8 protein-coding genes are annotated in these 23,432 nt (G+C 63.5%); 2 read left to right on the forward strand and 6 right to left on the reverse strand.

Translation table 11 applies throughout. From position 1 onward, the window contains the following. Window positions 1–3: 3 nt before the first annotated feature. From TVH25_RS00230 to TVH25_RS00255, 6 genes are read right to left on the reverse strand one after another with little or no spacing between them, the layout of a single operon-like run. A complete protein-coding gene (locus TVH25_RS00230; RefSeq protein WP_422423063.1) occupies window positions 4–1,104 on the reverse strand; it encodes a hypothetical protein in 1,101 nt (366 codons plus the stop codon). Continuing rightward, window positions 1,101–3,242, reverse strand: a complete 2,142-nt coding sequence (locus TVH25_RS00235) for a hypothetical protein (RefSeq protein WP_422423064.1) — start codon at window positions 3,240–3,242, stop codon at window positions 1,101–1,103. Before TVH25_RS00235 ends, TVH25_RS00230 begins: the two co-directional genes overlap by 4 nt. After that, window positions 3,233–4,780: a competence protein CoiA family protein gene (locus TVH25_RS00240; RefSeq protein WP_422423065.1), complete on the reverse strand. Its 1,548-nt coding sequence runs from the start codon at window positions 4,778–4,780 to the stop codon at window positions 3,233–3,235. Before TVH25_RS00240 ends, TVH25_RS00235 begins: the two co-directional genes overlap by 10 nt. Before the next feature lie 36 nt (window positions 4,781–4,816). Then, window positions 4,817–6,661 carry a DUF262 domain-containing protein gene (locus TVH25_RS00245; RefSeq protein ID WP_422423066.1) on the reverse strand — a complete coding sequence of 615 codons (1,845 nt, stop codon included), beginning with the start codon at window positions 6,659–6,661 and terminating at the stop codon, window positions 4,817–4,819. 48 nt (window positions 6,662–6,709) lie between these two features. Next, complete coding sequence (locus TVH25_RS00250; RefSeq protein WP_422423067.1) at window positions 6,710–11,296, reverse strand: Eco57I restriction-modification methylase domain-containing protein; 4,587 nt, start codon at window positions 11,294–11,296, stop codon at window positions 6,710–6,712. Between the two features lie 2 nt (window positions 11,297–11,298). Further along, on the reverse strand, window positions 11,299–14,145 hold the full coding sequence (locus TVH25_RS00255) for a helicase-related protein (protein ID WP_422423093.1): 2,847 nt from the start codon (window positions 14,143–14,145) through the stop codon (window positions 11,299–11,301). 959 nt (window positions 14,146–15,104) lie between these two features. Here TVH25_RS00255 and TVH25_RS00260 point away from each other — a divergent pair. Beyond that, window positions 15,105–18,518: a hypothetical protein gene (locus tag TVH25_RS00260; protein WP_422423068.1), complete on the forward strand. Its 3,414-nt coding sequence runs from the start codon at window positions 15,105–15,107 to the stop codon at window positions 18,516–18,518. Further along, window positions 18,518–23,422 (forward strand): DEAD/DEAH box helicase, encoded by a 4,905-nt coding sequence (locus tag TVH25_RS00265; RefSeq protein WP_422423069.1) that lies wholly within the window; start codon window positions 18,518–18,520, stop codon window positions 23,420–23,422. The genes TVH25_RS00260 and TVH25_RS00265 overlap by 1 nt, the downstream gene beginning before the upstream one ends. Window positions 23,423–23,432: the final 10 nt, after the last annotated feature.

Consider the following 23,432-nt stretch of genomic DNA (forward strand, 5'->3'; position numbering starts at 1 on the left):
CCGTCAGTTCCTCCTGGATACGCCGCGAGCGGTGGGCCGTGCTCTCCGCACCGAGCCGGTACTCCGGACGGGTGGGGAATCGGTCTTCAGCGTCACGCCGAGGTCGGTCAGGACTCGGCGGACGGTGCCGGCATGGCGGGTCAGCACCCACCCCCTGTCGGCCCGTGACTCCGCGAGCGCCGTCAGCACCCGTGTCTCGGCGTACGGCAGCGGACTCGTCGGTCGAAGTCGGATTTCGTGCTGCGTTTCCGCCCAACGGACCACGGTCGGGTTCCCGGCCTCGAGGTCCAGCCCGTACATGAGCCGGCGGACATCGTGCGGATCCTGTTCGCGCACGCCGACTACGATCCCCGCACGGAGCTCGGCGACGAAGAACTGCGTCCAGCCGCCGAGTGCGTCCACCCGCGCGAGATATCGTCCGTGAAGGCTCGGGTCGGCCTCGAACCAGCGCTCGGACTGGCGAGCGCCGGGATGTGCGTGGGCCGGCACGTAGAAGCGGAGGGCGGAAGCCTCGAGATCCTCCGGAACCGCATCGAGACTGTCGGTGAGAAGACTCTCGGTCCAGGCCCTCAACGAGCGGCGAGGCCGACGCACCCAGTCGTCGAAGCCGATGACCGGCAGACCCACGTCTGCTGCCCTGATATGTCCCGTCAGTATTCGCCTCGCACCGTCCGGAGCTACGGCGCTTCGCAACCTTGTGTCGAGGTGGCGCAGAGGTACACCGCTCACCAGCAGCTGGCTGTCCGGATCGGTCGCATCGAGTTGCACTATGCACCCGGGAACGGCCAGCCACTGGCCGCGGGGTAGTGGGGCAAGATCTCCGATCCCCGCGAGATCTTCGATCCTGCCTCTGAGTACGTTTCTGCGGGCGGCCGCATCGACGTCGCCGTCGTGGAGCGCCGCGTCGAGGCCGACGGTCCGGTCGAGTAGCGTTCGCGTCGATACCGGTGCACGACCTCCCGTCGACGCCCATGTCACGGCACGTAGCAGTTCGTAGCCGAGTTCGGCGGATGGAGTGCCCATGGGGAGGCCGAGCGCCCTACGCACGTGCTGTGCAGCAGATCCGGGAGGAAGCTCGTCGATACGCGGTGCTCCGGTGATCATGCGAACCGCCGCTGGAAACGTCGAGCGAGGTGATGAACTGCTCGGCGTCGCTTCGGATCCTTCGAGCCATCGAACTCGAGCGCGATGTCGATGGCATCGGTCAGTTCTGAGCCGGACAGACTCGAGGCCAGTGCCGGTACGAGTACGCACTCCACGAGTGAGGAGACGACTCCTCCGTCGTTCTGAAACTCCGCGAGTCCGGCAGCGAACCTGCGCGCGGTGCCGAGGACTCCCTCGTCGATCTCGCAGTAGTCGCCGAGCTTTGTCGCCATCTTGGAGATCGTCGACAGTATCCGGGGTGAAGCAGACGGCAACGGTGTCCGGTCGATGACCGTCGGTCGTACGCGCCGCAACGAGTCGGGCACCGCGTGCGGAACATCGATCGCCACCGCGAATCCCCAGATATCGGGGCTCAACTGAGCTGTCGTGGTGCCGGCAGCAGCGGTCGCTGCAACAACGATGTCCGGATGCGGTGTGACGAACGGTGTTCCGACGATCTGCCGCGCCGCGTGCGGAACGACGATGGTCCGATCGGGAGTCTGCAGCCACGGCAATAGGTAGGACTCGGTCGGTGCCTGGTTGAACGATTCGAGCACGAGCATGCCGGCACCACCAGCGCGCACACCTGCATCGGCACCCAGCAGCAGACCGGTATGCATCCGCGTCATCGCTGGATTGGACGACCGGATGCCGATGAGGTCGACAGGATGGAGGAAGTCGTGTGCAACGGAAAGGGTTGCCACCCGCGCGCCGAACGCTGCGGTGGCATATGCCGACAGCGCCGCAGAACCGCCGTTGCCTGCCACGATGGGAATGATCCCTGCGCGAGCCGCAGCATGAAGCCGGATCAGCGCGGTCGAGCCGACACCGACGGCGTCGGCAGCACCTTGGAGTACTTGCGTCACAGGCCGGTCCTGTGGAACCGGACGTGCCCGGACGGTCGTGAACGGGTTGGCCGTCGAGTAGGTAGGTCTCTCCGCCTTGCCACCGACGGTGGACCCCACTCCGAGCGCACGGAACAGGATCGAATCGCTGAGTAGATCGGTAGCGCCGTCGACCAGCACGGCGATGCGGTCGGTCACCGAGTCTTCGAGCGATTCGAGTTGGCGGGTGACAGCGTCCGCTGACTCGCTCAACTGCCGTCTCGCCTGATCGAGTTCGGAACGTATCCGAGTGCGTTCTGCCTGAAGAGCCGACACCTCCTCGCGCAACAGCTTCAGGGTCTGTCTCTCGGACTCGAGTTCTCCGTCGATCTCCTGACGAGCGGTCTCGATGGCTTTCTCCCGCACCTCGGCGATGCTGCGGTCGAGTTCCGGCTTGATGGCCGGATGCGCTCGAAGCGCCTCGGCGATGTCTTTCGCTTGCGTCCGTACCTCGTCGCTTTCCCTGCAGATCTTCAGGGCACGGGCGATGCGATCGAGTTTGTACTGTCGATCGTCGAGGCGGTCGCCTTCGCGCAGCGCATCCGCAGCTTTCTGCATCAGGGCTTTGGTCGCCAGGAAGCCTGGAGCGCCGGTCGACGACTTTGCGGCGATGGCAACCGCGTCACGCACGGCCGTTCTCAGGACCTCCGCGTCCGATCGGCAGTCGAGGTGCCCGGTAACCGGGGAGGTGGGAGCGCAGTAATACCGGCCGTTGGGCATCGGAAATATCGCGCTCTCCTCCTCGCGGTACGGAACACGTTCGAGTCGCACGGAGTCCGAGGGGATGAAGAACCGCGTCCCGTCGATTCTCGGGGTGAGTGGCCCCACGAGTAGTTCGTCCCGGCACCACGCATAGACGTCCTTACCGGCCTTGATTTCTTCGCTGACCTCTTGGAGATCGCTGGTCAGACGCTCGAGTGCCTCGTCGTACGAGAAGAGCCCGTACTCCAGCACCGGACACAGGAACTCAGCCTTCGATACTGCGAAGTGGTCCGGCTCGCCCTTTCCTTCGACAAGTTCGAACAACACGACCGAACCTGTGTGGATGTCGGGCCATGGTTGCCACCAGAAGACCTTGCCCCGAGTCGGGTAGTCGTCGGGATCCGCGGGTTTCCAGCCGGTGCCCATGTCGTCGTGGACGGGCGTGACGACGGCGAAGCGGTCGTTTCTGTAGTCGACCTGGCCGACGACGCGTGTACCGGGAATCACTGCCATGGGCCCACATTAGGCAATCGACGTATCCGGGTCGTAGCTGCCCTGCTCGTGCCGATCTGCCAGTGGGGAACACCTGGATTCGAATCGGTGTCCGACGAGAGAGCGTATGCGGCAGGCCAGTTGGATCGACGAGCGCGAACCGGCCGTGCACCGGCCTCTCCGTGAGGTGTCTGTCGCGGAAACTCGAGCCGGACGAACCCGAGATTCCCCGCCTCGATTTCGATGCCGGTCGCCGCGGCGAGCCGCTGACGGATCCACTCGGTCGCCGCGGTTGAATCGGCCGACCGAACTGATTCGGTGTAATCGTCGGGGAAATCTGCTGTGACGGAAAATCTGAGAGCCGGGATGTCGGTATGGAGGACGAATCCCACCTCGCGGGTCGCGAATTGGTGCGACGTGTAGGGGAGCAGAACACCATCGGCATGTCGTACGCACCAGACGGCAGCCTTAAGGTCGGGTTCGATATCACCTTCAGTGACGATGTCCACCCGGGCGACATCTCGCTCGGCGTCGGTCCGGAGGCGTAATGCGCCAGATTCAATGGCGGTGACGGCATGCGCGGGCGCCGATCCGGCGACCCGCCGGCGTCCCAGGCTCTTCGCATTCATCGTTGCGTACGATTCCGCGGCCAGAACACTCGCCTGAGGTGACGGCGCGACGACGATCGGATCTCCGAGGAGGAAGCGAGGCGCGCCGCCGGCACCGTACTCGATGGGCGGTGACACTATCCGTGTCTTTTCCCGGCGCTGCTCGACCGTGATTCCGAACTTGCCCAGCCATCGGTAGGCGGTGCTGTCGAAGGCTCGGGGCAGGCGAACAAGCCACGCATGCCACGTGCCTTCCGAAGTGGAGATCGTCGACAGGGAGTCGACGTCGAGCGCGCCGGGTGGAGCGCAACGAGCCGGGCCGACGAGCACCACACGGTCACCCCAGTGAACCGGTGTCGCCCAGTCGTATCGACGGAACGTTCCGCCGCGGTAGGGCACGAACAGCACCCCGTTCGGTGCGAGTCCGGTCAGGGTGCTTCGCCATCGATTCGGTCGGATACCCGGTGGCCACTGGCCGACCGTCCGGACTGTGGTGTGCTGCCGTGACGGTTCGACCGCGACGGTCGTGCGACCGGCCCCGGGCCACAGCGACTCTGCTCGCAGTTTCCGAGGACGTGAACCGGTCCGGTGCAGTTCGAGTCCGTCGAATGCGAGAACCGACGGCAAGGCGCGGCGACTCTCCGCTATGGACAGTGGTTCGAGGTCGAAGAACAACGCCCATCCGGTGCCGTCCTCATACAGGTGCAGAAGCAGAGGCGTACCGGCCTCGCTGTAGAACCCACCGGGCGGCCCGTAGTTGCCGGACCCGGGATGGTACTGCTCGCAGAGTGGCGTGCCCTCGCCCGGATTGTGCGCGAAGTGGGCGATCTTCTCCGTCCCGCTGCGTAGGTGCACCTGCCCACAGCAGCACGGGCACACGTAGGCTCGGCGTCGGCCGGCGTCGGCGGCCGGTACCAGCCGCTCTAGCGCCAGGTCGAAAGCGTGTTCCACAGTGGCGGTGAACCTTTCGCGCAGAAGACCGAAGGATCAGGAGACGTCTGAGTGCGTGTTCCAGATTTGTAGGGCCAGCTCGATGAGGAGTTCCGTCCGGGTATCGATCGACTTTGCATCCCAAGCGTCGAACTGGCGAAGTTGGGCGTTCAACGCGGTAACCGAGGTGTTCTTTCCGACGCTGCTCAACTGGGCGATGCTGCGCGTCAGGTAGTTGCCACTGTGCGTGTAGAGGGCTTTCTTCCCTTCGAACACATCGTTCCCGGCGACGATGTTGTGCGGTTTCTCCAGCAACGTGAGATTGCCGAGGCGGTTCACATACGACGCGTAGTCCTCGGCGTTGTTGAGCTTCCACTCGGTAAACAAATCCTTGCGCGGGGTCTGCGGGAGGATATGCTCGATCTCCAAATTCATGTAGGGGTCGAGAAGTCCGCGTGTCTTCACCCCGGCGTAGGCCATGTCCACGTGCTGGGTGAGCCGCGCGAGGAGATACCGAGACCGGTACTTCGGGATCGATCCGAGACGGTATCGGCGCAAGGCGTCGCGCAGTTCGTCCTGCCTGGCCGTCATGGTCGTCTGGAAGCGGACATCGATGAAACTGTTCAACGCGGAGCGCTGGGCACTGCTGTCGCTGATTGCTGCAATGTCGCGCAGTTCGTCGGCGCAGGCCGACAGGATCCACTCGAGTTCTTTGGTGGACGTACGGGTGAACACGTAGAAGAAGAGGAAGTTTTCGATCTGCGCAACGAGATGCTCGAAGTTGTCAGGGCGCAGACGAGCGCCCGCCAGCAAGAGGACGAAATGCTGAGTAAGTGCACTTCCGGTGAGATGCCGGAGGTTCGACAAAGCTGTGCTCGAGCCGCCCTGAGCGTTGCGTCCCTTATGGAAGGCGAGGTAGCGGTCGACATTGGTCGCCACGTTGTCGACGAAGTCGAAAGGCTTGGTGGAATAGCCGGCCAGCGCTGCATTGCTCTTGTCGGTGAACCACGAGTAGATCTGGTCCTCGCGAATGACTCCCTTGCCGTCCGCGCTACGGATCTTGTAATTCGCCATCACGAAATACCGCAAGAACCGGAGAGGCTTCTGCTTGTTCTGTTCGAGCGGTGTTGTGATGTCCTTCCACTTGTCCTTGAGCTTGCTGAAATCATCCGGCTTGACCTGCGCGAAAAGCAGATTCTTGAGAAGATCCATCGGGTTCAGGCCGATCCCGCGCTCATTGATCGTCTCGAAGATCTTCAGTGCGCTGCTGATGTCCGTCTGGATCTGAATGAAGATGACGTTGTTCGCCAGATGCCCCCAGAATCGAGCCACGTCGGCCGGTTCGGGGAAATTGTGATCGAGGTACTCGGAGATTGCGGCGAACACTTCCATGATGCGGGCGGCCGACCCGAATCGCTGGAAGCCCTTGTCTTCCAGGCTCGTCGACAGATCCGAGTCGGATCCGTCGAACGCGCGAAGGAAGTCGATCAACTCGGCCGCGTTCTCGTAGGAGGGCACCAGACGCATGCGCGACACCGTCATTCCTTGGATGTCGGTGTAACTCGATGCGAGCAGGCTTTCGAGCATCGGCTGCTGAGGCTGGTTGAGGAACCGTCGACGCAGCGCGCACAGGACGAGAAAAAAGGTCGTCATGCGTTGCTGGCCGTCGATTACATCGAGTTCGTCGCCCTGTAGACCGGAACCGCTGCGTGAGGGTGCCACCAGGATCGTGCCTACGAAGTACTGCTTGCCTTCGGCTTCGAGGCTTTCGCTGATGTCGTCCAGAAGCTGGGTCGCTTCGGTTGCCGTCCACACGTACTCGCGCTGATAGTCGGGGATCCGATAGAACGCCGCCTGCAGTGCGTTCACAATGGTGTAACTGTGCGTCTGGATGGGGCTCATTCGGTTCCTAAACTTCTGTGCGGTGAATTGCCGGCCGAGTGTGACAGATCAGTCCGACAAGAGCGAAGAGAAATGCTTGTGGGCGAGTTCCGTGTCGCGCTCGCGATCCACGCCGACGAACGGTTCGACGTACGTGACCCCGCCGACGGTGAGATCGACTGGCTTCAGAGAACCCTTCTTGCGGTACTCGGACGCCATCTTGCCGGGAAGTTGCCGGCCATTGGCGTCATAGAGGGCATCGCGCTCGTACTTCTGCAGCACCGGGAACTGGGTGCGGTAGATGGTCGTGAGTTCTTCTGCGGTGATTCCGAGCATGATCGCGACAATCGCGTCGATTTCCACGAGCGCCTGCCGGCGGTCTGCGGCACGGCGCAGGGGAGTAGCCCATTCCCATCTAGGCCCGATCATGCCGAGCGCGGCGCGGCCATCGTAGTCGATGCCGACGTGGGGCACCCACGAATCCTGTTGCCATTCCATCTCGTAGAGCTCTTCCCACAGTGGGGCGTAGGGGCGGGTGAGACAATTCAGACGTAGAGCGCGCAAGAGAAGTTGGGGCTCTAGGGAATGTTGGCGGATATGAGGGAACCGGCGAATTACATTCTGGGTGAGATCTGAAACCCCAGCCACTTTTGCGAAGAAATCGACTGGAATCGAGGCCCAGAATCCGGAGGCTGCAGCTGTATCCCGAATCGTTTCAAGACGTGCCGAAAGTACGAGGTGCATGTGGCATGGACCAGGAGGAATTATCGCTGGATGGACTGTGCGAACGGTTGCTGAATCGGCCATGCGGCGCCACGCGAGGCGGAAATAATTTGAGCTGGGTTCGCCGTGCCATTTCGGGTAGGCGGCGATGTACTCGTCGTACGGCTTGGCGACCTGGTAGTTGGTGCGGGGGATGAAGTCTTCGCCGACGGTGTCGAGGTCTACTTCTGTGTAGTCGCGGTTCGTGGTGCCAGTCGTGTTCGGTTGTTTGAAAAGCGGTGTGGCGACGGTGAGGTGCGGGCCCTGCAGGATGATGTCTTCCCAACGTTCGGGGACTGCGGAGGCGGACTCGAAGAACCCCAACTTGCGGTCGGCCGATTCATGCCAGCCTGCGGTCCAGTCGAAGTCGATGTCGCCGAGGCGGGGTGCGGCCGCGATCTTGTCGAGCACCTCGGCGCTGGCCCGGTTCACTGGGTACAACATCCGGGCCTCGGCGGCCGGAGTGCCGCGTTCGTCGATCAGGGCGGCCCAGGTGGCCAGCACATGGGAGTCCACCTCGACGATTCGATGCCGGTGTGGGGTTGTATTCCAATTACCGTCCGCGTCCTTGAGCCCAGGTTCGGCCCCTGAACCGTCATGAGCGAGTGAACGGGTCGCGGTGTCGGGATGGAAGAGAGACGACGCCTGTTTGAAGCGCGGTTCCTGCCGGGCCACACCGTAGACGTGGATCCCGTAGTGAATATGTCGATCGATTTCACTGAATAGATGTAACGCGTTGCGGAACTCCCAATGGCGCCGAAGTCGCCGATACGTCTCATGACGCAACGCCTTCGCCCGAAGTTCCGTGAAGTGACTGTCGGGATGGATAAGACCCACGGCTCCGTCCGGTGCCATCGTCCGCCACGTATGCTCCATGAAGCAGCGATACAGGTCGGGTTGCAGTCCCGCGAGTACCGGGCGATCGACGCCGGAACCTAGGTGTTCCTTCATCCCCGCCTGCCGGGCACGCTCGTCCAGGAATGCCCCCAGGGCGCTCGGCCAGCCAAGCGTCTCCTCGCGCTTGCTGCGCTTGAGCGCTTCGGCGGGCTTGTCGGTGAGCTGCCACCATGGGTCGAACTCGGCGAGAACCCCAGACTCGTCCCAGTCGGGCCGCACCCACGGCGGGTTACCAACCTGCAGGTCGAACCCGCCGCGAGCGAACACCGGCGCGAAGTCAAGCTCCCAGTGCAGGAAACCTTGTGCCTCGGTGATGGACTGAGCGACTGTCAGCCACGGGAATCCGTCGAGTGCCTTGTCGATTAGGAGGGATTGCGAGAACGTGCGGTCGGTGTCCTCGGCGACGTCGAGCTCACTCCAACTCAGATCGCCGGCGAGGCTGGTCTGGCCGTACTTCTCGAACTTCCCGGCTCTTGGCGGCACACCCAAGATCGCCTCGAGTCCGCCGACCCACTGATCCCAGTCGGGCGGCTCGATCTCCGTGGTCAGCGGCCACGACCAGAGCGCGCACCATGCATCCATTGCCCTCCGCAGGCGCCGGTATGCGCCGTTTTCGTCGTCCAGTACCTTCTCGATCTCCTCGCGGGTGATTGCCGGTGTGCGCTCTGGTTCGTCGGTGCCGAAGATGTGAATGTTGCGGCGAGCTTCCGACTCGGCGATCGTCAATCGGCGCAGCGTGAATCCCCACAGCGTTTCCACCCGCTGCGCCAGAGCTGACAGGCGCTTCTTGATCGCCGGGCTCGGATTCGATCGGATTCCGTTGCGCCACAAACGCAATTCTTCGCGTTTCGCAGGCGCATATGTCTTTGCTTCGACAGTGTCGACAACCGCTCCCCAGCCCTGTGACGGCAGCAGGAAGTGGTGAATGCCGGCACCGATTTCCTCACCCAGCGGCACATCCTTCGGTGAGGTGCTCAGCCAGGCCTTCTTGGTCAGCTGGGTCGTCGAATACACCGCGCGCCGGGCACCGATCAACGAATTGCCGCGGCGCAGGTGCAGACCGAACCAGGGTGCCTGCAGGCCGGCGACCATCGTGTCGAGCCATAGCGAGATTTCGGCCAGCTCCACGGCGGTGGCGTTGAGATCCACGCCGTAGACCTGGTGCAACGCGAGGTGCGCCTTCACCTTCTGGAGCTCGATGGGATACTGGTCGGCGTCGATCAGTGTGCCCAGATCCTCCTGCTTGCGCTTGAGGTACTCGGCAGCGAGTTGGCGCACGGCCTCGATCGCGAACGCGCCCGACCCGAGCGCGGGTTCGCAGATCGTCAACTGCAGGATCTCGTCCGGCGCGGTGCGGGTGCCGTTCTGATCGAACAGTTCAGCGAGGGCCTGCGACACGACGAAGCGGGTGAGCACTTCCGGGGTGTAGTACGAGGCAGACTGCTGACGCTCGCGGCCGGCGAGACGGAACACGAACGTGCCCTTGTGATGGATCACCGGCTTCAACTCGCCGGTCGCCTCGTCGAGGGCCTTCACGAAATCTGACTCGGACAGGTGGTCGGCCCGGTCCGCCGGCACCACCCACGAGCCCTTCTCCGGGTCACCGTTCTTCGCGACCTCGTACAGGTCTACCGCGGCGAAGAACCCGGTGTATGACATCAACCCCTCGTACACCGCACCGAGCTGGTTGATGCCCAGCTCCGCGTAGCTGATGAAGCCGCGGTCGGCACCCCTACGGCTCTTCGATTCCTTCGACAGCACCAGATGTTCGAGCACCTTCTGTGTGGCCTCGTTACCGAGACCCACGTCGTCGATCAGCGCGGTCGCCTCGCGCGAGAACAGATCTGCGCGCAGCGGGTTGAATTCGAGGCCAGGTGCTGGATCGTCGGAGAAATCTTCTGCGGCACGCGGGGTATGGCCGCGGTCGACGAGCCGGAACAACGTCGCCAGCGACTCGTACAGGTGGGTGCCGTTCTTCGCCTGTGGCGATACCAATTCCGTGAGGGTCAGCTCCCGCAGCCGGTCCAGGCCGTAGCCCTCGCCGTATTCGGGGACGCCGGCAGGCAACACCCGCATCTCCGGCGACGCCTCCGCGTACAGCAGGAAGAGGATGCGATACAGGAACCGCAGTGAATGCTTCGCAAGCTCCTGGCCGTCGATACCGTCGAGCGTCAACCCTTTGGCCGCGCGGCGACGCACCACCTCGTTGGCGATGATCTCGATGGACAGGCGGATGCCCTCGCGCAGATCCTTCGACACCCCGACCGTGTGCTTGACCGAATCCTCGAGCACGCCCGTCCACCAAATGTTGCCGTCGGCGTCCGGGGTGAGGGCTTGGCGGCCGAACATCGCTACCACACGGTCGATCTCGCCGCCGCGGGCATCGTGCCGTCGTTCGGTGACCACCAGCAGGTCCACGGCCAGGTAGCGGCCCTCCGCCCAGCGTTCGGCCTCGGCGAGCAGCAGCCACTGCCCGGCCTGTACGACGATGAATGCCGGGGGTTGGTCGGTGCGGAACGCGGCCGAGACGACCTTGGATACCGCCGCGATCTGCTTGGTCTCCTCGGTCGCGGGTTCAATCAGGCGGCCGGTGTCGGGATCGAGCAGGTCGTCGACGGAGTCCACCGGGTGTGCCTGCAGGAACAGCACACCGCTGACGCCGGGCAGCGCCGCCGCCGGGACATCCAGCTCAGCGCCCGCGCGCTCACCGTGAAACGTGGTCGGTTCGCCGGGGAATCCGAGGGCGCGTCGAGTCAGAGCGTGCGCGGCGGCCGCACCGTCGGGGTTCTCGGACAGGTAGGCCAGCAGGGTTTGGAGTTCCTGGCACGCGGCGAGGAAGGTCGCTCGCACCGTGGTGCGGTCCTCCTTGGCCTCGGCGTCCCAGACCTTGCGGAGCTCGAGCACCTTGCCCTGGAACGATTCCTTCACCGAATCGGTGGTGAAGTAGTGCTCGCTGATCCAGTCCTCGCCGATGACGATGGAATCGAAGGAAGCCACGACTACTGGACCTTTCCGGTGGTGCTTGCGGTGGGGATATCGGTGGGCACGATCGCCAGTAGCGGACGTACCAGCTGCTGGGTCGGCGCGAGCAGCTCGGCGAGCCGCTGCTCCTCGTGGATGCGGCGGGCGAGCTTGCGCACCTTGGTCTTCTGCACACCGACTACCTCGAGTTGCTCGGCCTCGCTGTGCCAGCGATTCGCGCGGCTCGTCCAGGTTTTCAGGCGCTGTTCGGCGGCGGTCTCATGCTCTCTGAGCACCACGTACATCGCCTTCTGCGCATGCGTGACCGCGGTCGGAATGAGAGCCCGGTAGCGGGCGGCGTCGGCGACCGGTCCGGGATTCGCCGAACCCGGCCGGAGACCGGTGTCCTCGGTGAGAAAGCCCAGATCCTCGCGCGTTTCGACCATGCAGAAGTCGGGGTTGTTCGGGTTGGGGAACTCCGCGGTGGAAAACACCCGCGAGATGAGCTGACCGCGCTTGTTCATCAAGGTGCCCATCAGCAGCACCGTCGGAACGTCCACCTCGCCGCGGATCACGAAGATCTGGTTGCGGCCGAGCGCGCTGAGTGCCCGGTCGCTGGCCCAGTCCAGCACCGGATGCAGCGGGCCGAGGAAATGCGCCTCCGGCCAGGTGGTGCCGTTGATGCCCTTGCCCTCCCGCGCGATCCGCAGCTGGGCATCGCCGACGGCAGGGGAGGTGGCCAGCTTCAGACGTTCGAGGACGCGGCCGTGCTGCAGATAGTTCTGCGGCAGCTGCCCGAGCCGCTGACGCAGATCGTTCGGGGGGACCAGTTCCGCAATCGAATGGGCCTTGTTGATCGTCCAGCCGACGCCCCCGCGTTCCGGCGTGCTGCCGGGCACGTCGTGGAACGCGGCGTGGAGTGCTTCGTCGAGGAAGGTGATGTCGTCCGGGTAGAGGCTCTGCCGCGGCGATTCCGGGAGCCGGGTCTCGGAATCGACGGCCGTGTCGAACTGCGCGAAGAACGCGTCCAGGTCATCGCCCTCGGCGACCTCGTCGACGCTGCGGATCTCTTCGTCGAGGCTGGACTTTTGTGCGAGGACGCTGCGGATCGCCGATTCCTCCTCGCTCACACTGTGTTTACCCATGAGAGACGCGACGTCCCCGAGGGTGGAATGCGCCTGATTCTCCCGCTCCAACAGGCGGGAGAGCACCCGCACGTCGCCGGAGAAGTCCGGGTCCGACGGTTCGAGGATCAGCGACGAGATCACCGGAGGATGCTTCTGCCCGTACCGGTCGATGCGGCCGTTGCGCTGCTCGATGCGGATCAGGCTCCACGGGATGTCGTAATGGATCAGATGGTGGCACTGCGCGTGCAGGTTCACACCCTCCGACGCCACATCGCCGGTCACCAACACCCGAATCGGTGAGGTTCCCAGCTTGAAGCTGTCGACGATCTCCTGCTGCTCGACGTCGGAGAGGCCGCCGTGCAGCATCGCGATGTTCTCGGGTTGGAGCTTCAGCATCTTAGGCAGGTGCTCGGTGAGCCAGCGGAGAGTGGCGACGCGCTCGGCGAACACCACCGCCCGCGTGCCGGACTTCGGTCCGACGCCGATCTCCTGGAGGCGGTCGACGAGAGCGGCGAACTTGCCTGCCTGCCCGCCCATGGCCTTGATGTTCAGTTGGTCGAGGGTGGCCAGGGCCTCCAACTCGATGCGCTGATCGGTGTCGTGCTCGGAGAGCTTGCCGCGGCGCTGCTTGATGGACTCGGCGAGAGCGGCAGGGGAAGACAGGAACGCCTTCGCCAATGTCCACGGGAACAGGCCCTTGGTGTCGCCGGAGTAAGGGGAGCGACCGGACTGCGGGTGCAGCCAGGTGTGCGAGAGTTCCGCGGCGACCGCGTCCTCGGCGGCGGAGGGCCGGACCAGGCGGTGCACCGGCTCGGCACGTTCGGCCCAGTCGCTGCCCACCTCGGCGGCGACTTCCGGGTGGTGCCGGTGCCTGCGGATCAGGAGTGTCTCCACGTCCTGCTTGGTGAACGTGCCGTCAGGTGCGACCACGGTCGGATCCAGCAGCCGCAGCAATTCCGCGAACGACTCCTCCTTGCCGTTGTGGGGGGTCGCCGACGCGAGGATCAGGGCCTCGGTGTTGGGGGCCAGCACCCGCGCGAGCTCGTTGTTCTGGGTGCCCACATTGGTGAGGTTGTGCGACTCGTCGATCACCACTGCGTCCCAGTGCTGGCGCGCGAGGTGCGCCTTGTAACGGGGACTCTTGAGTGTGTCGATCGAGATGATCGCCCGCTTGAAGTAGGTGAAGGGGTTCCGGGTGGCCGGCAGCTTCTGCCGCACCTTCTGGATACCCGCAGAGTCCAGCCGCACGAAGGGCAACGCGAACCGGCACCACAGCTCGTGCTGCATCTGTTCGAGCACGTGCTTCGGGGTGACGACGAGGATCCGCTCGCCGCGCCCGCGTCGCACCAGCTCCGACAGGATCATCCCGATCTCGAGGGTCTTACCGAGACCCACCGCGTCCGCTATGAGGATGCGCGGGCGGATGTGTTGAGGATCGAGGGCTTTTGCCACCGCCGTGCGCTGGTACGCGAGCGAATCGGCAAGCATGTGCGTCGACACAGTCAGCGATTGGTCACCGTAGGGGACGGGGGTCTTGCGGAGCAGCGCCTCGAGCCACAACCGGCTGTTGCGGTAGCCGGCGGAACCGTCGGCGACGACGTGCGCTTGCGCGGGGTCGAGGACCCGGATGTCATCCAGACTCGAGTAGAACGCCGCAGTGGTGTCGGCCACCAGTTCGGAAAGGCCGCGGACGCGGACCAGCCATCCGTCGGAGCCCTGCTCGGCCTGAGTGACCAGCCATTCCTCGTCTCGGACCACGACTATCGAGCCGGGCGCAACGTTGAGGTCCGCGGCCGGATCCAGCACGGACTGCTCAGCGGAATTCAACGTGGTCACGCGATTCCCCACTTTCTGGTGTGTTCGACGATCTGCGGCCCGTTGGGGAAACGGTGCCGGCACCGTCCATGGTGTCGTGTTGCTCAGGTCGGTAACGAGACGTGGTGATCTTCTCGCGCGGTCTGGCAGGTGCTCCCATTGGGGGCAGGTCGATCGTCGTTACAGGGTCATGCTCGTCAGGCCGGTACGATTCGCCGGAGGCCATGAGTTCAGCGAGTACGATTTCCCGGAGCGTTGTCGCGTTCCTCGGAATCCCGAGGTCCGCCGTTCGAGTTCGGGCGCCTTTCGGAAGTCCCCTCTTGTGGCGAGCCTCCCGCAGCGTTTCCGGGATCCGGCGACGAAGTTCCGTGCTCGTTCCGAGCCACGGTTCTCTACGCGTGGGCCACGCTTCGCGGAGGAATTCGACCGTGGGCCGGGCGCCGTCGACCGTTCGCAGCGCGTCGGTCGCGCCTACACCCGGATCGTCTCTGCCGAGTAGTTCCTTGTCCAGGTTATGAAAAAGGGATGGCGGTAGGTGCGACCACTTGACCTTGCAACTCGGCACCACAATCCTCGAGCTTCCACGTGAACGACGTCGGACTTCCGTCCGGCCTCACAACCCCTCGAGTCGAACGTAGTCCCTATCGCCGAAAGAGTAGGTGACGTTAGCTCGTCGCCCTGACGGCGGTGATATCGCAGAATCGGACCACACGATCGGGGTCGGACGGCGTCGACTCGGGCACCTCATTCACGCCGGTGGGCGGCACTTCACCGCTGTTGCCAAAGTGTGATGTATCAACTTTACGTTCTCGAACGAAACACCGGTTATATGGCCGGTTCGCGAGGTCTGTTCGATTGCATGCGCGGGGGTGCCGGAAGGTGCGTCAGGGAGTGGGGGATCTGTGAGCGGGGTGTCGTTCCGGCAGCAGTGGCTGTCCGACCAGGAATTCGAGATCACGCGCCGGTTGGAGAAGGCGTCCCTGGTCGTCGAGATCAATCTGGACGAGGACGAGATTCGTCGAACTCAGGAGATGTACGGTCGGCAGGCCGCAGAGATGTTGCGCCTCGCGGCGCCTCCGGAACAGGTGATCGCCAAGTACCCGGCGCTCACCCTCGCGATCCTCGTCGGCCAGGCAGCCCTCGGCTACGAGCAGCATCGGTACTGGGACGAGTTCTTTGCGCGTCTCGACCTGCCACGTGAGCAGTCCTTCGAGCAAGCCCTACGGAAGTCTCTGGATCGCTTGCTCACACGCTTCGGCCTGCGTAAGTTCCCGGAACTCAAGAGCGACTACGTGCAGTTGATGGCGTTGCATGCCGGGTTCCCGGTGTACTGCATGCGCGACATCATCGATCTCCTCGAAGAGCGCATGGTCGCAGGCACCGAGGTCACCGGTGCCACGGTCATCGAGTGGCTGCGCGAACCGGGAAAGAAACATCGGATGAACTCGCTCGATGTCCCCGTTCGCAACTTCATCCTCTACGGTGATCAGCTCGCCGTCGACATTCTCAATCGCATCATCGAGTTCGTCGGATTCACTGTGAACACCGAGGGGTGGGCAGCGTCGGATCTCGACCTGGAGACGTCCACCACCGGCCTGCCGACGCTGCTGCTCGACAAACTGATCGAGTTGCTGCGTGACCGTCCGTTCGGAAGTGGACCTCGTCCTGTCGTGGCTCGAATGCGACGGCGTCGCAAGCCGACCATTGCTTTTCTGCCGCTCGACCGGCAGGTTGTCGTCGAAGTGCCGTACCCGGATGTCGACCCTCAGGTGCCATGGCGTTTGTCGTTCGACGGCGTCACCAGGGAAGCGCTCGCCGAGCCTGGCTGGGGCGTGCGAGCTGACGAGGAACATCCACCCACTCCGGTGCCGGTGCCGGGTCCGGTTCGCGAAATCATGCTGCAGCATCAGCCCAGCGACGAATCCACCCAGATACCCGTTGTCGACAAGGACGACCCTCTGCTGGTCTTCGACACCGACGGACGGTGGATTCCCCGGCACTCCGCGCTCCCGCGCAGTTGTGTTCTCGCTCTGTACCCCAGCGACGCGCAGGTTGTCGACGTCGGTACCGGAATGACGCTCATGCCGACCTTCCCGGCCGACTCGCCGGTCGGTTGGACGGGCTGGTCTGCCGCTGAGCTCGACCTCTCCACCTCCGGTTCGATCGTGCTCACGCGACGGGGCACGCGAGCGCCTGGTGGGGTTCGCACCGTGCGTGATGCCGCGACGCCGACATTCGAACACGGGGTCGTCGTCGACGGACTGCAAACCCTCAACGGACTGACCGTGTATGGATCGCGCCCGGAAGTCACGTTGCCGGCCAACTCCGGCAAGCAGGCAGTCGTATGGCGGATCCGCGTGAAGCGCCCGGACACGTCGAGTTGGCTTGTCGATACCGAAGTTTCCGGCGCGGACGAGGAACTTGTAGTCGACCCGTTCGAACCGATAGAGGACGCTGTCCTCGGCATGTTCGACGTCCAGGTGTCGGGTCCAATCGGTAACGACCTGCGTCTGCAGGTATTCCTTGCCGAGGGCATCTCCGTCGAGTACACGAGGCCGTTCAGATTCCCCGCTACCGGCGGTCTGATCCCGGTGACCGCGCAGGTGTCGAGCGAATGGGACCTCGTGGTGCCCCATCCGCGCGTCGAGTTTGCGGCAGGTGACCGCGACAAGCTCATCACCGTGTCGCAGCGTGAACGCACGTACCGGTTGCGACTCACGCCGCCGCACGTCCAGATGCGAGCCGACCCGATGGGCGCCCCCGCACAGTGGCGCACTGCAGCCTCGGTCCTCACACCGGCCGAGCTCGATGAACATCGGCTCCTCGCATTGCATGTTCCGTTTGCGGAGGCCGCGGTTTTCCAGCTCGAGTCTCGCGATGGTGCGCTGATCAAGGACGTCACACCGGAAACACCGCACTACGATTACTTCCAGGTTCCCAGTCGTGTCTTCTTCGATGCCGCGCGAAACGCTGGGCAGTGCCGGATCGTCGCGCTCATCGACGACGAATACGGTCGCACGACGAAAGTGGTTCTGGTACACGTCCGGCCGGCGGCACTGTGCACCGGAATCGTCGTCCACGACGGGATGCTCATCCTCGAGAACCCGGCCGGCGAGGAGGATCTCGCGGTCAATCTGTGGGCTCGGACGGCGCCGTGGCGCCCGGTTCTGACCCTTCAGGTTGTCGAGGGTCGCGCGAAAATGCCCGAAACCCACGTCGACGCGGGGCCGTTGCTCGCCGAAGTATTCGTCGACGATCCATGGACCACGGTCACGCCGCCGTCCTGGCCGCAGAGTTCCGCACTCGAGGCGCACCAACCCGGCTGGATGCACGATCCGTCGCACGAACGTGACAACCTGTCGCGGTTCCTGGCAGGAGCCGGACCCGCGCCGGCAGACGCGGTGAGCATGCCCGAGGTGTGGTCCGCGCTCGCACTGCTCCCGCAGGACTCGGAAGACGTCCAGACACAACAACTTCGTTCCGCGCTCGGCCGTATCCTTACCGAGAATCCACGAGTAGCACTCGAGGCTTTGGGTAGCAGTACGATTCCGCAGCCCGAGATGATGTCGCTTCTCATCCGCACCGGTTTGGTGTACCGAAGCTACGCGGCGGATTTCACACTCAACGATCTGCACGCCAATCCCTGGGCCGGGTGCATGATCGAAATTGCCGACCTGCCTTCGCTGTACGAGCGTCGGCACGACGTCGACGCGGAACGCGCCGAGACGCTCGATTATCTCGAGGACAAGGGCGGCAGAACGCTGATCGAAGTCCTGTCCAGGGGGAGGTCCGCTGATCTCTACGGCGGTGTTTTCGAGAAGGACACCGTGCTGCTCGACAGGCTGCCCGGCTCGCAGGTCGAGGAGATCTTCGAGCATGCGCGCCTTGTGCCGGGAGCGCTTCTCGACGAGGACACCCGCGTCAGCGCCGTGATCGACGCATTCCACCATCGCGCGACGTGGATGGCGCAAGGATGGTCGCCCTCCTTTGCCTCCGCGACGGCCCGTTCACTCGACATCATCAGGCGTACCCGGGGGCAGATCTACCGCGAGGTGGCCGCTCGTAACGAAAAGCTCCAGGGCGTCGACACAGGACGACATCGATGGATGTTGTTGTCGCTGCAATCGCTGACCTTTGCGGTGCTCGCCCGTATGAAGGCCCACGGAATGCTTCGGCACTCACCTGTGACGGCCGACTTCGAAGAATCCTGGGCAGCCATGGCTCGACTATGCCCAGGACTGGTGATGACGGATCTGCTCATTGCCGAAGCCCTCGTAACCTACGCCCTCCACGGCGACCTGATCGGAGAAAACTGATGGCGGATCGTCTCGACCCCCTGCTCACCGCGCGGCAGATCGATGAGACGTACAAGCGGTATCTCAAAACACTACTGGGGCCGAGCGATCCCGCGATAGCGGCGGCTTTCGACGCAGCCATCGACGACACTCGTCTCCTGACGAAGGGGCCGCTGCTCGAACTCACCCCGCCGTACGCGCCGGGCAAGTCGATCCCCGAACTCATCGATGAAGGGATCTTGCGACCCGGATTGGCTGCCCTGTACAACAAGGCCCAAGACCTGCAGCGGCCGCTCTACCAACATCAGGAACGGGCCATCCGCAAGGTCACCGCGGGCCGGAACATCGTCGTCAGTACCGGTACCGGCTCAGGTAAAACCGAGAGTTTCCTGCTTCCGATCATCAATTCGTTGGTCGCCGAACGTGAGGCGGGCACGCTCGGCCCCGGCGTTCGCGCACTTCTTCTGTACCCGATGAACGCACTCGCCAATGATCAGCTCAAACGTCTGCGCGGAATGCTGAAAGACCTTCCCGACATCACGTTCGGCCGATATACAGGTGAGACCGAGCAGTACACCGACAAGGCAGAGAGTCTGTTCCAGGCCACAAACCCGGGCCAGGAGCGGTGTGCCAACGAACTGCTCAGCCGGGAGGAGATGCGAACCCATCCACCGCACATCCTTCTCACCAACTACGCAATGCTCGAATACCTCCTACTGCGGCCCGCAGACCTCGACCTCTTCGACGGGCCCTATGCCGGCACTTGGAAGTTCATTGCTCTCGACGAGGCCCACGTCTACGACGGTGCGCAGGGGTCCGAGGTCGCCCTACTGCTGCGTCGTCTGAGGCAGCGCGTCGCGCCCGAAACCTCCCTGCAGTGCATTGCCACGTCTGCCTCGCTCGACGGCGCGCCGGACGAGGCGATGACTTTCGCTCGCAACCTGTTCCAGGCGGACTTCGAGTTCGTGGAAGACGATCCTGCTCGTCAGGACCTGGTCACGCCGACACGCCTGGAACGGCGTGAGCCCGCCACCTGGCAGATGACTGACGACGAACTGACCGAGTGGTCCGGACAGGGTGCCGATCTGACCGAACTCGGGTCTCGATCGCCGGACGGTGACGCCGCCGAGGCGCTTCACACGGAGAAGACGATCGTGTCCCTGCGCGAAACCTTGGCCGAGGGGCCGCTCGACGCATTCGCGCTCGCAGATCGCCTGTGGCCCGGTGATCCACGTGCAGGCGACAAGCTGCAGGCACTTGTCACGCTCGGCTCCTCAGTGACGGACGCGAGTGGGAATCCCGTTCTGTCTGCTCGGTATCACATGTTTGTGCGAGCTACCGAGGGTGCCTACGTCAGCTTCGGTGACGACGAGCCGACAGTTCTGCTTGGTCGGCACGAGATCGATCCGACGACTGGCCGCGCGATGTTCGAATTCGGAACATGCCAGCGGTGCGGTGCCGTCCATCTGGCCGGTGACGTCTCCATCCGCAAGAACGGGAAGTTCTTCGTTCCCAGTGTCAAGGAAGATTCCTCGGTGAAGTGGTTGGTCCTCACCGACGCGCCGGACACCAGTGTGGACGAGGACGAGGAAACTTTGGGCGACAGCACCGCTACTTCTGAATCGGGTATCCGATACCTGTGCACGGGTTGCGGGCTGCTGAGCGACATGGAGGGTATGTGCCCGATCGGCGACTGCCCCGGCGGCGAATCTCGAAGAGTGCGTGAACATCGCGGAACCAAGAAGGTAATGAGCACATGCACGGAATGTGGGGGCAGCGCACGTCAGCTCATCCGTCGCTTACGGACGGATGTGAATGCCGCGCCGTCGGTAATCACCACAACCCTGTACCAGCATTTGCCGGCCGCGACCGACGAGACGGTCAAAGAGGTCGGTGAAGGTCGTAAGCTCCTGATGTTCTCGGACTCCCGCCAAGCCGCCGCATTCGCGGCACCGTATCTGGGACGAACGTACGGACGTCTTCTCGAGCGCCGGTATCTGACCATGGCGTTGCAGGACCGTAAATATGCCGACGACGACCTCACGGTCGAGGACCTCGCGTACATCGCGCAGAAGAAAGCCAAGGCGGCGCATCACTTCCCCCAGACTGCCGGACGCGTCGTGATGGAGAAGGCTGCGAACGAATGGGTCATGGGTGAACTCATGACCATGGACCACAAACAGTCCCTCGAAGGTCTGGGATTGATGCGCGTGGCGGTGTCGCGCGCCAACGTCACCGTGCCGCGGGGGCTCACTCAACTCGGACTGGAGGAGGACGAGGCGTGGGATCTCATCGACGAACTGCTCAAGACCGTTCGTATGCAGGGTGCGGTGAACCTCCTCGATGAAGTCGATATCCGCAGTGAACGTTTCGAACCCCGCAACATGCGAATCCGAATCACCCGTGTGGGGTCCAACCCGAAGAGCAAGGTGCTGTCCTGGCTTCCGAGTGGGCGCGCAAACGGGACGAACAACCGGGTCCGCTTCATGTCCAAGGTCTTGGCCGAACTCGGCAAGGGCATGGATTCGAGCAAGGTGCTCGACGGATGCTGGCGCTTTCTTCTCGAGAACGGGTTCGTCAAGCACGAGCCGGACAAGTTCGAAGCGGATGCCTATCAGATCGACCACACCAGGCTCGCCGTCCACAATGGGATGGACTGTGCCTGGCATCGATGCGACACGTGTCGACGCATCACCGCATTCAACGTCCGAGGGGTGTGTCCCAACAGCACTTGCACGGGGAAGCTTCTCGCGTATGAGGTTCCTCGGCTCGACCGTGACACCAACCACTACCGGAACATCTACGGCACTCTCAATCCTGCACCTCTGAGCTCGAAGGAGCACACCGCGCAATGGACGGCGCGGCAGGCGGCCGAGATTCAGCGAGAGTTCATCGATGGCAAAGTCAACGTTCTCTCATGCTCGACTACGTTCGAACTCGGCGTCGACGTCGGTGATCTGCAAGCCGTGGTGATGCGCAATATGCCTCCCAAGACAGCCAATTACGTGCAGCGAGCGGGACGCGCCGGCCGTCGAGCCGCCTCGGCAGCGCTCGTCTTGACCTACGCCAAACGCAGTTCACACGACCTGTCGAAGTTCCAGGACCCGAAATCCATGATTGCCGGCCAGATGCGGATCCCGTGGATCCCCATCGAGAACGAGCGAATCGGTCGCCGACATGCGCATTCTGTCGCATTGGCTGCCTACTTCCGGCACGGCGTCGAAGCCACCGGCAAGCCCTGGACGCAGGCGGGCCAGTTTTTCCGCGCGGAGACCGAGGGTGGTGTTTCTCCCGCAGCGATGGTGAAGGATTTCCTCACCCCGGTACCCGAGCAGATGCGGGAAGACCTTCGTCGGATTCTCCCGCCGGAGGTGCGGGAGCAGATCGGGGTCGACAACGACGAATGGGTCCAGTACCTCGCGGACCTGCTGGACAAGGTCGAGAAGGACGTGGAGAACGACTTCCAGACCTTCCGCGAATTGATCGAGGAAGCAAAGAACGCGGAACAGTTCGGGATCGCCGTACACCTGCAGAAGACGTTGCGCACCATCGACGAGCGCCAACTGCTCGGCTTCCTCGCAAACAAGAACATCCTGCCGAAGTACGGCTTCCCGGTAGACACCGTCGAACTCAGGACCCAACACTGTCAGGAACCGGTCGGGCGAAACCTCGAACTGTCCCGCGACCTGAGTCAGGCGATCTACGACTACGCGCCGGGCAACCAGATCGTGGCCGGCGGCAAAGTCTGGACTTCACGAGGAATCCACCGGGTGCCGAAGCGCGAACTCGAGCAGTTCGAGTACCGAGTGTGCCGGAACTGCGACAGGTTCGAAGCGGCACGCACTCTCGACGCGGGTGAAGTGTGTGGCGGGTGCCAGGAACCGTTCACATCGCTCAAACGGTTCGTCATTCCCGAGTACGGGTTCGTCGCGGACGCCAAGGCCAGCGATGTGGGAACAGCGCCTCCGGAACGCAAATGGAACGGTGCCAGCTACGTCGAGCACATCGGTGACGTCGTCGACACCTTCACCTGGAAGTCCACGGGCGGCATCACAGTCGAAGCCAAGGCCGGAGTTCGCGCTCGCATGGCGGTGATCTCCGAAGGCGAAGGCGCCGGTTTCATGCTCTGTAAATGGTGTGGCTGGGCCACGCCGCGTGCCGGTCGGAATACTCCGCGGAAACATGAGCGTCCCGCCACCGGAAAACCTTGTGACGGAACGTTCGACGTCGTCTCGCTCGCGCACCGTTACGAGACAGACGTCGCAGAGTTCACCTTCGGTGATGTCAGCTACGACAGAGAGAGCGAATCGCGCTGGCTGTCCGTGCTGTACGCGCTGTTGGAGGGGGCATCAAAAGTCCTCGAGATCAGCCGCGACGATATCGACGGAACACTGTCGTGGAGTAAGGACGGGCGACGAAGTATCGTCTTGTTCGACACGGTGCCCGCCGGCGCGGGAGCAGCCAAGAAGATCGCGGAGAACCTGGGAGCTGTCCTCGCCGGGGCAATCGAGCGACTCAACTCGTGCGATTGCGGTACAGAGACATCGTGCTACGGCTGTCTGCGGACTTATCGGAATGCGCGCTACCACGACAAGCTCAGCAGGGGTGGCGCTCTCGAGATCTTCGAGGAGATCTCCATCGCAGGTGGTATGTCGTCCCCATGGCAGGATGCACTCGCTCTCGTGGACACCGAGGCCAGACCCTTGTTGTCCCAGCTGGCGGAAGCTGAGGTGCCGGTGCCACAGATCGGCGTCGAAGTAGGCGACGGGTGGCTCGTCGAGATCTTCTGGGAGAGAGAAAAGATCGCGATTCTTACCGATGACGACGCCGACCGGGAGGCTTGGTTGCGGGACAACGACATCGACTTTTTCCGACTCGAGATGGTAGATACGGAGGACTTGATCGGAAAAGTAACGCGGAGCTGAAAACAGAAGC

Origin of the sequence: Rhodococcus sp. 7Tela_A2, from assembly GCF_049311045.1 — a bacterium.
Lineage (GTDB): Bacteria > Actinomycetota > Actinomycetes > Mycobacteriales > Mycobacteriaceae > Rhodococcus.

Coding starts and splice junctions, on each gene's coding strand:
- TVH25_RS00245 (WP_422423066.1), bottom strand. CDS start 6,661: ATGAGCCCCATCCAGACGCACAGTTACACCATTGTGAACGCACTGCAG.
- TVH25_RS00265 (WP_422423069.1), top strand. CDS start 18,518: ATGGCGGATCGTCTCGACCCCCTGCTCACCGCGCGGCAGATCGATGAG.
- TVH25_RS00235 (WP_422423064.1), bottom strand. CDS start 3,242: ATGGCAGTGATTCCCGGTACACGCGTCGTCGGCCAGGTCGACTACAGA.
- TVH25_RS00230 (WP_422423063.1), bottom strand. CDS start 1,104: ATGATCACCGGAGCACCGCGTATCGACGAGCTTCCTCCCGGATCTGCT.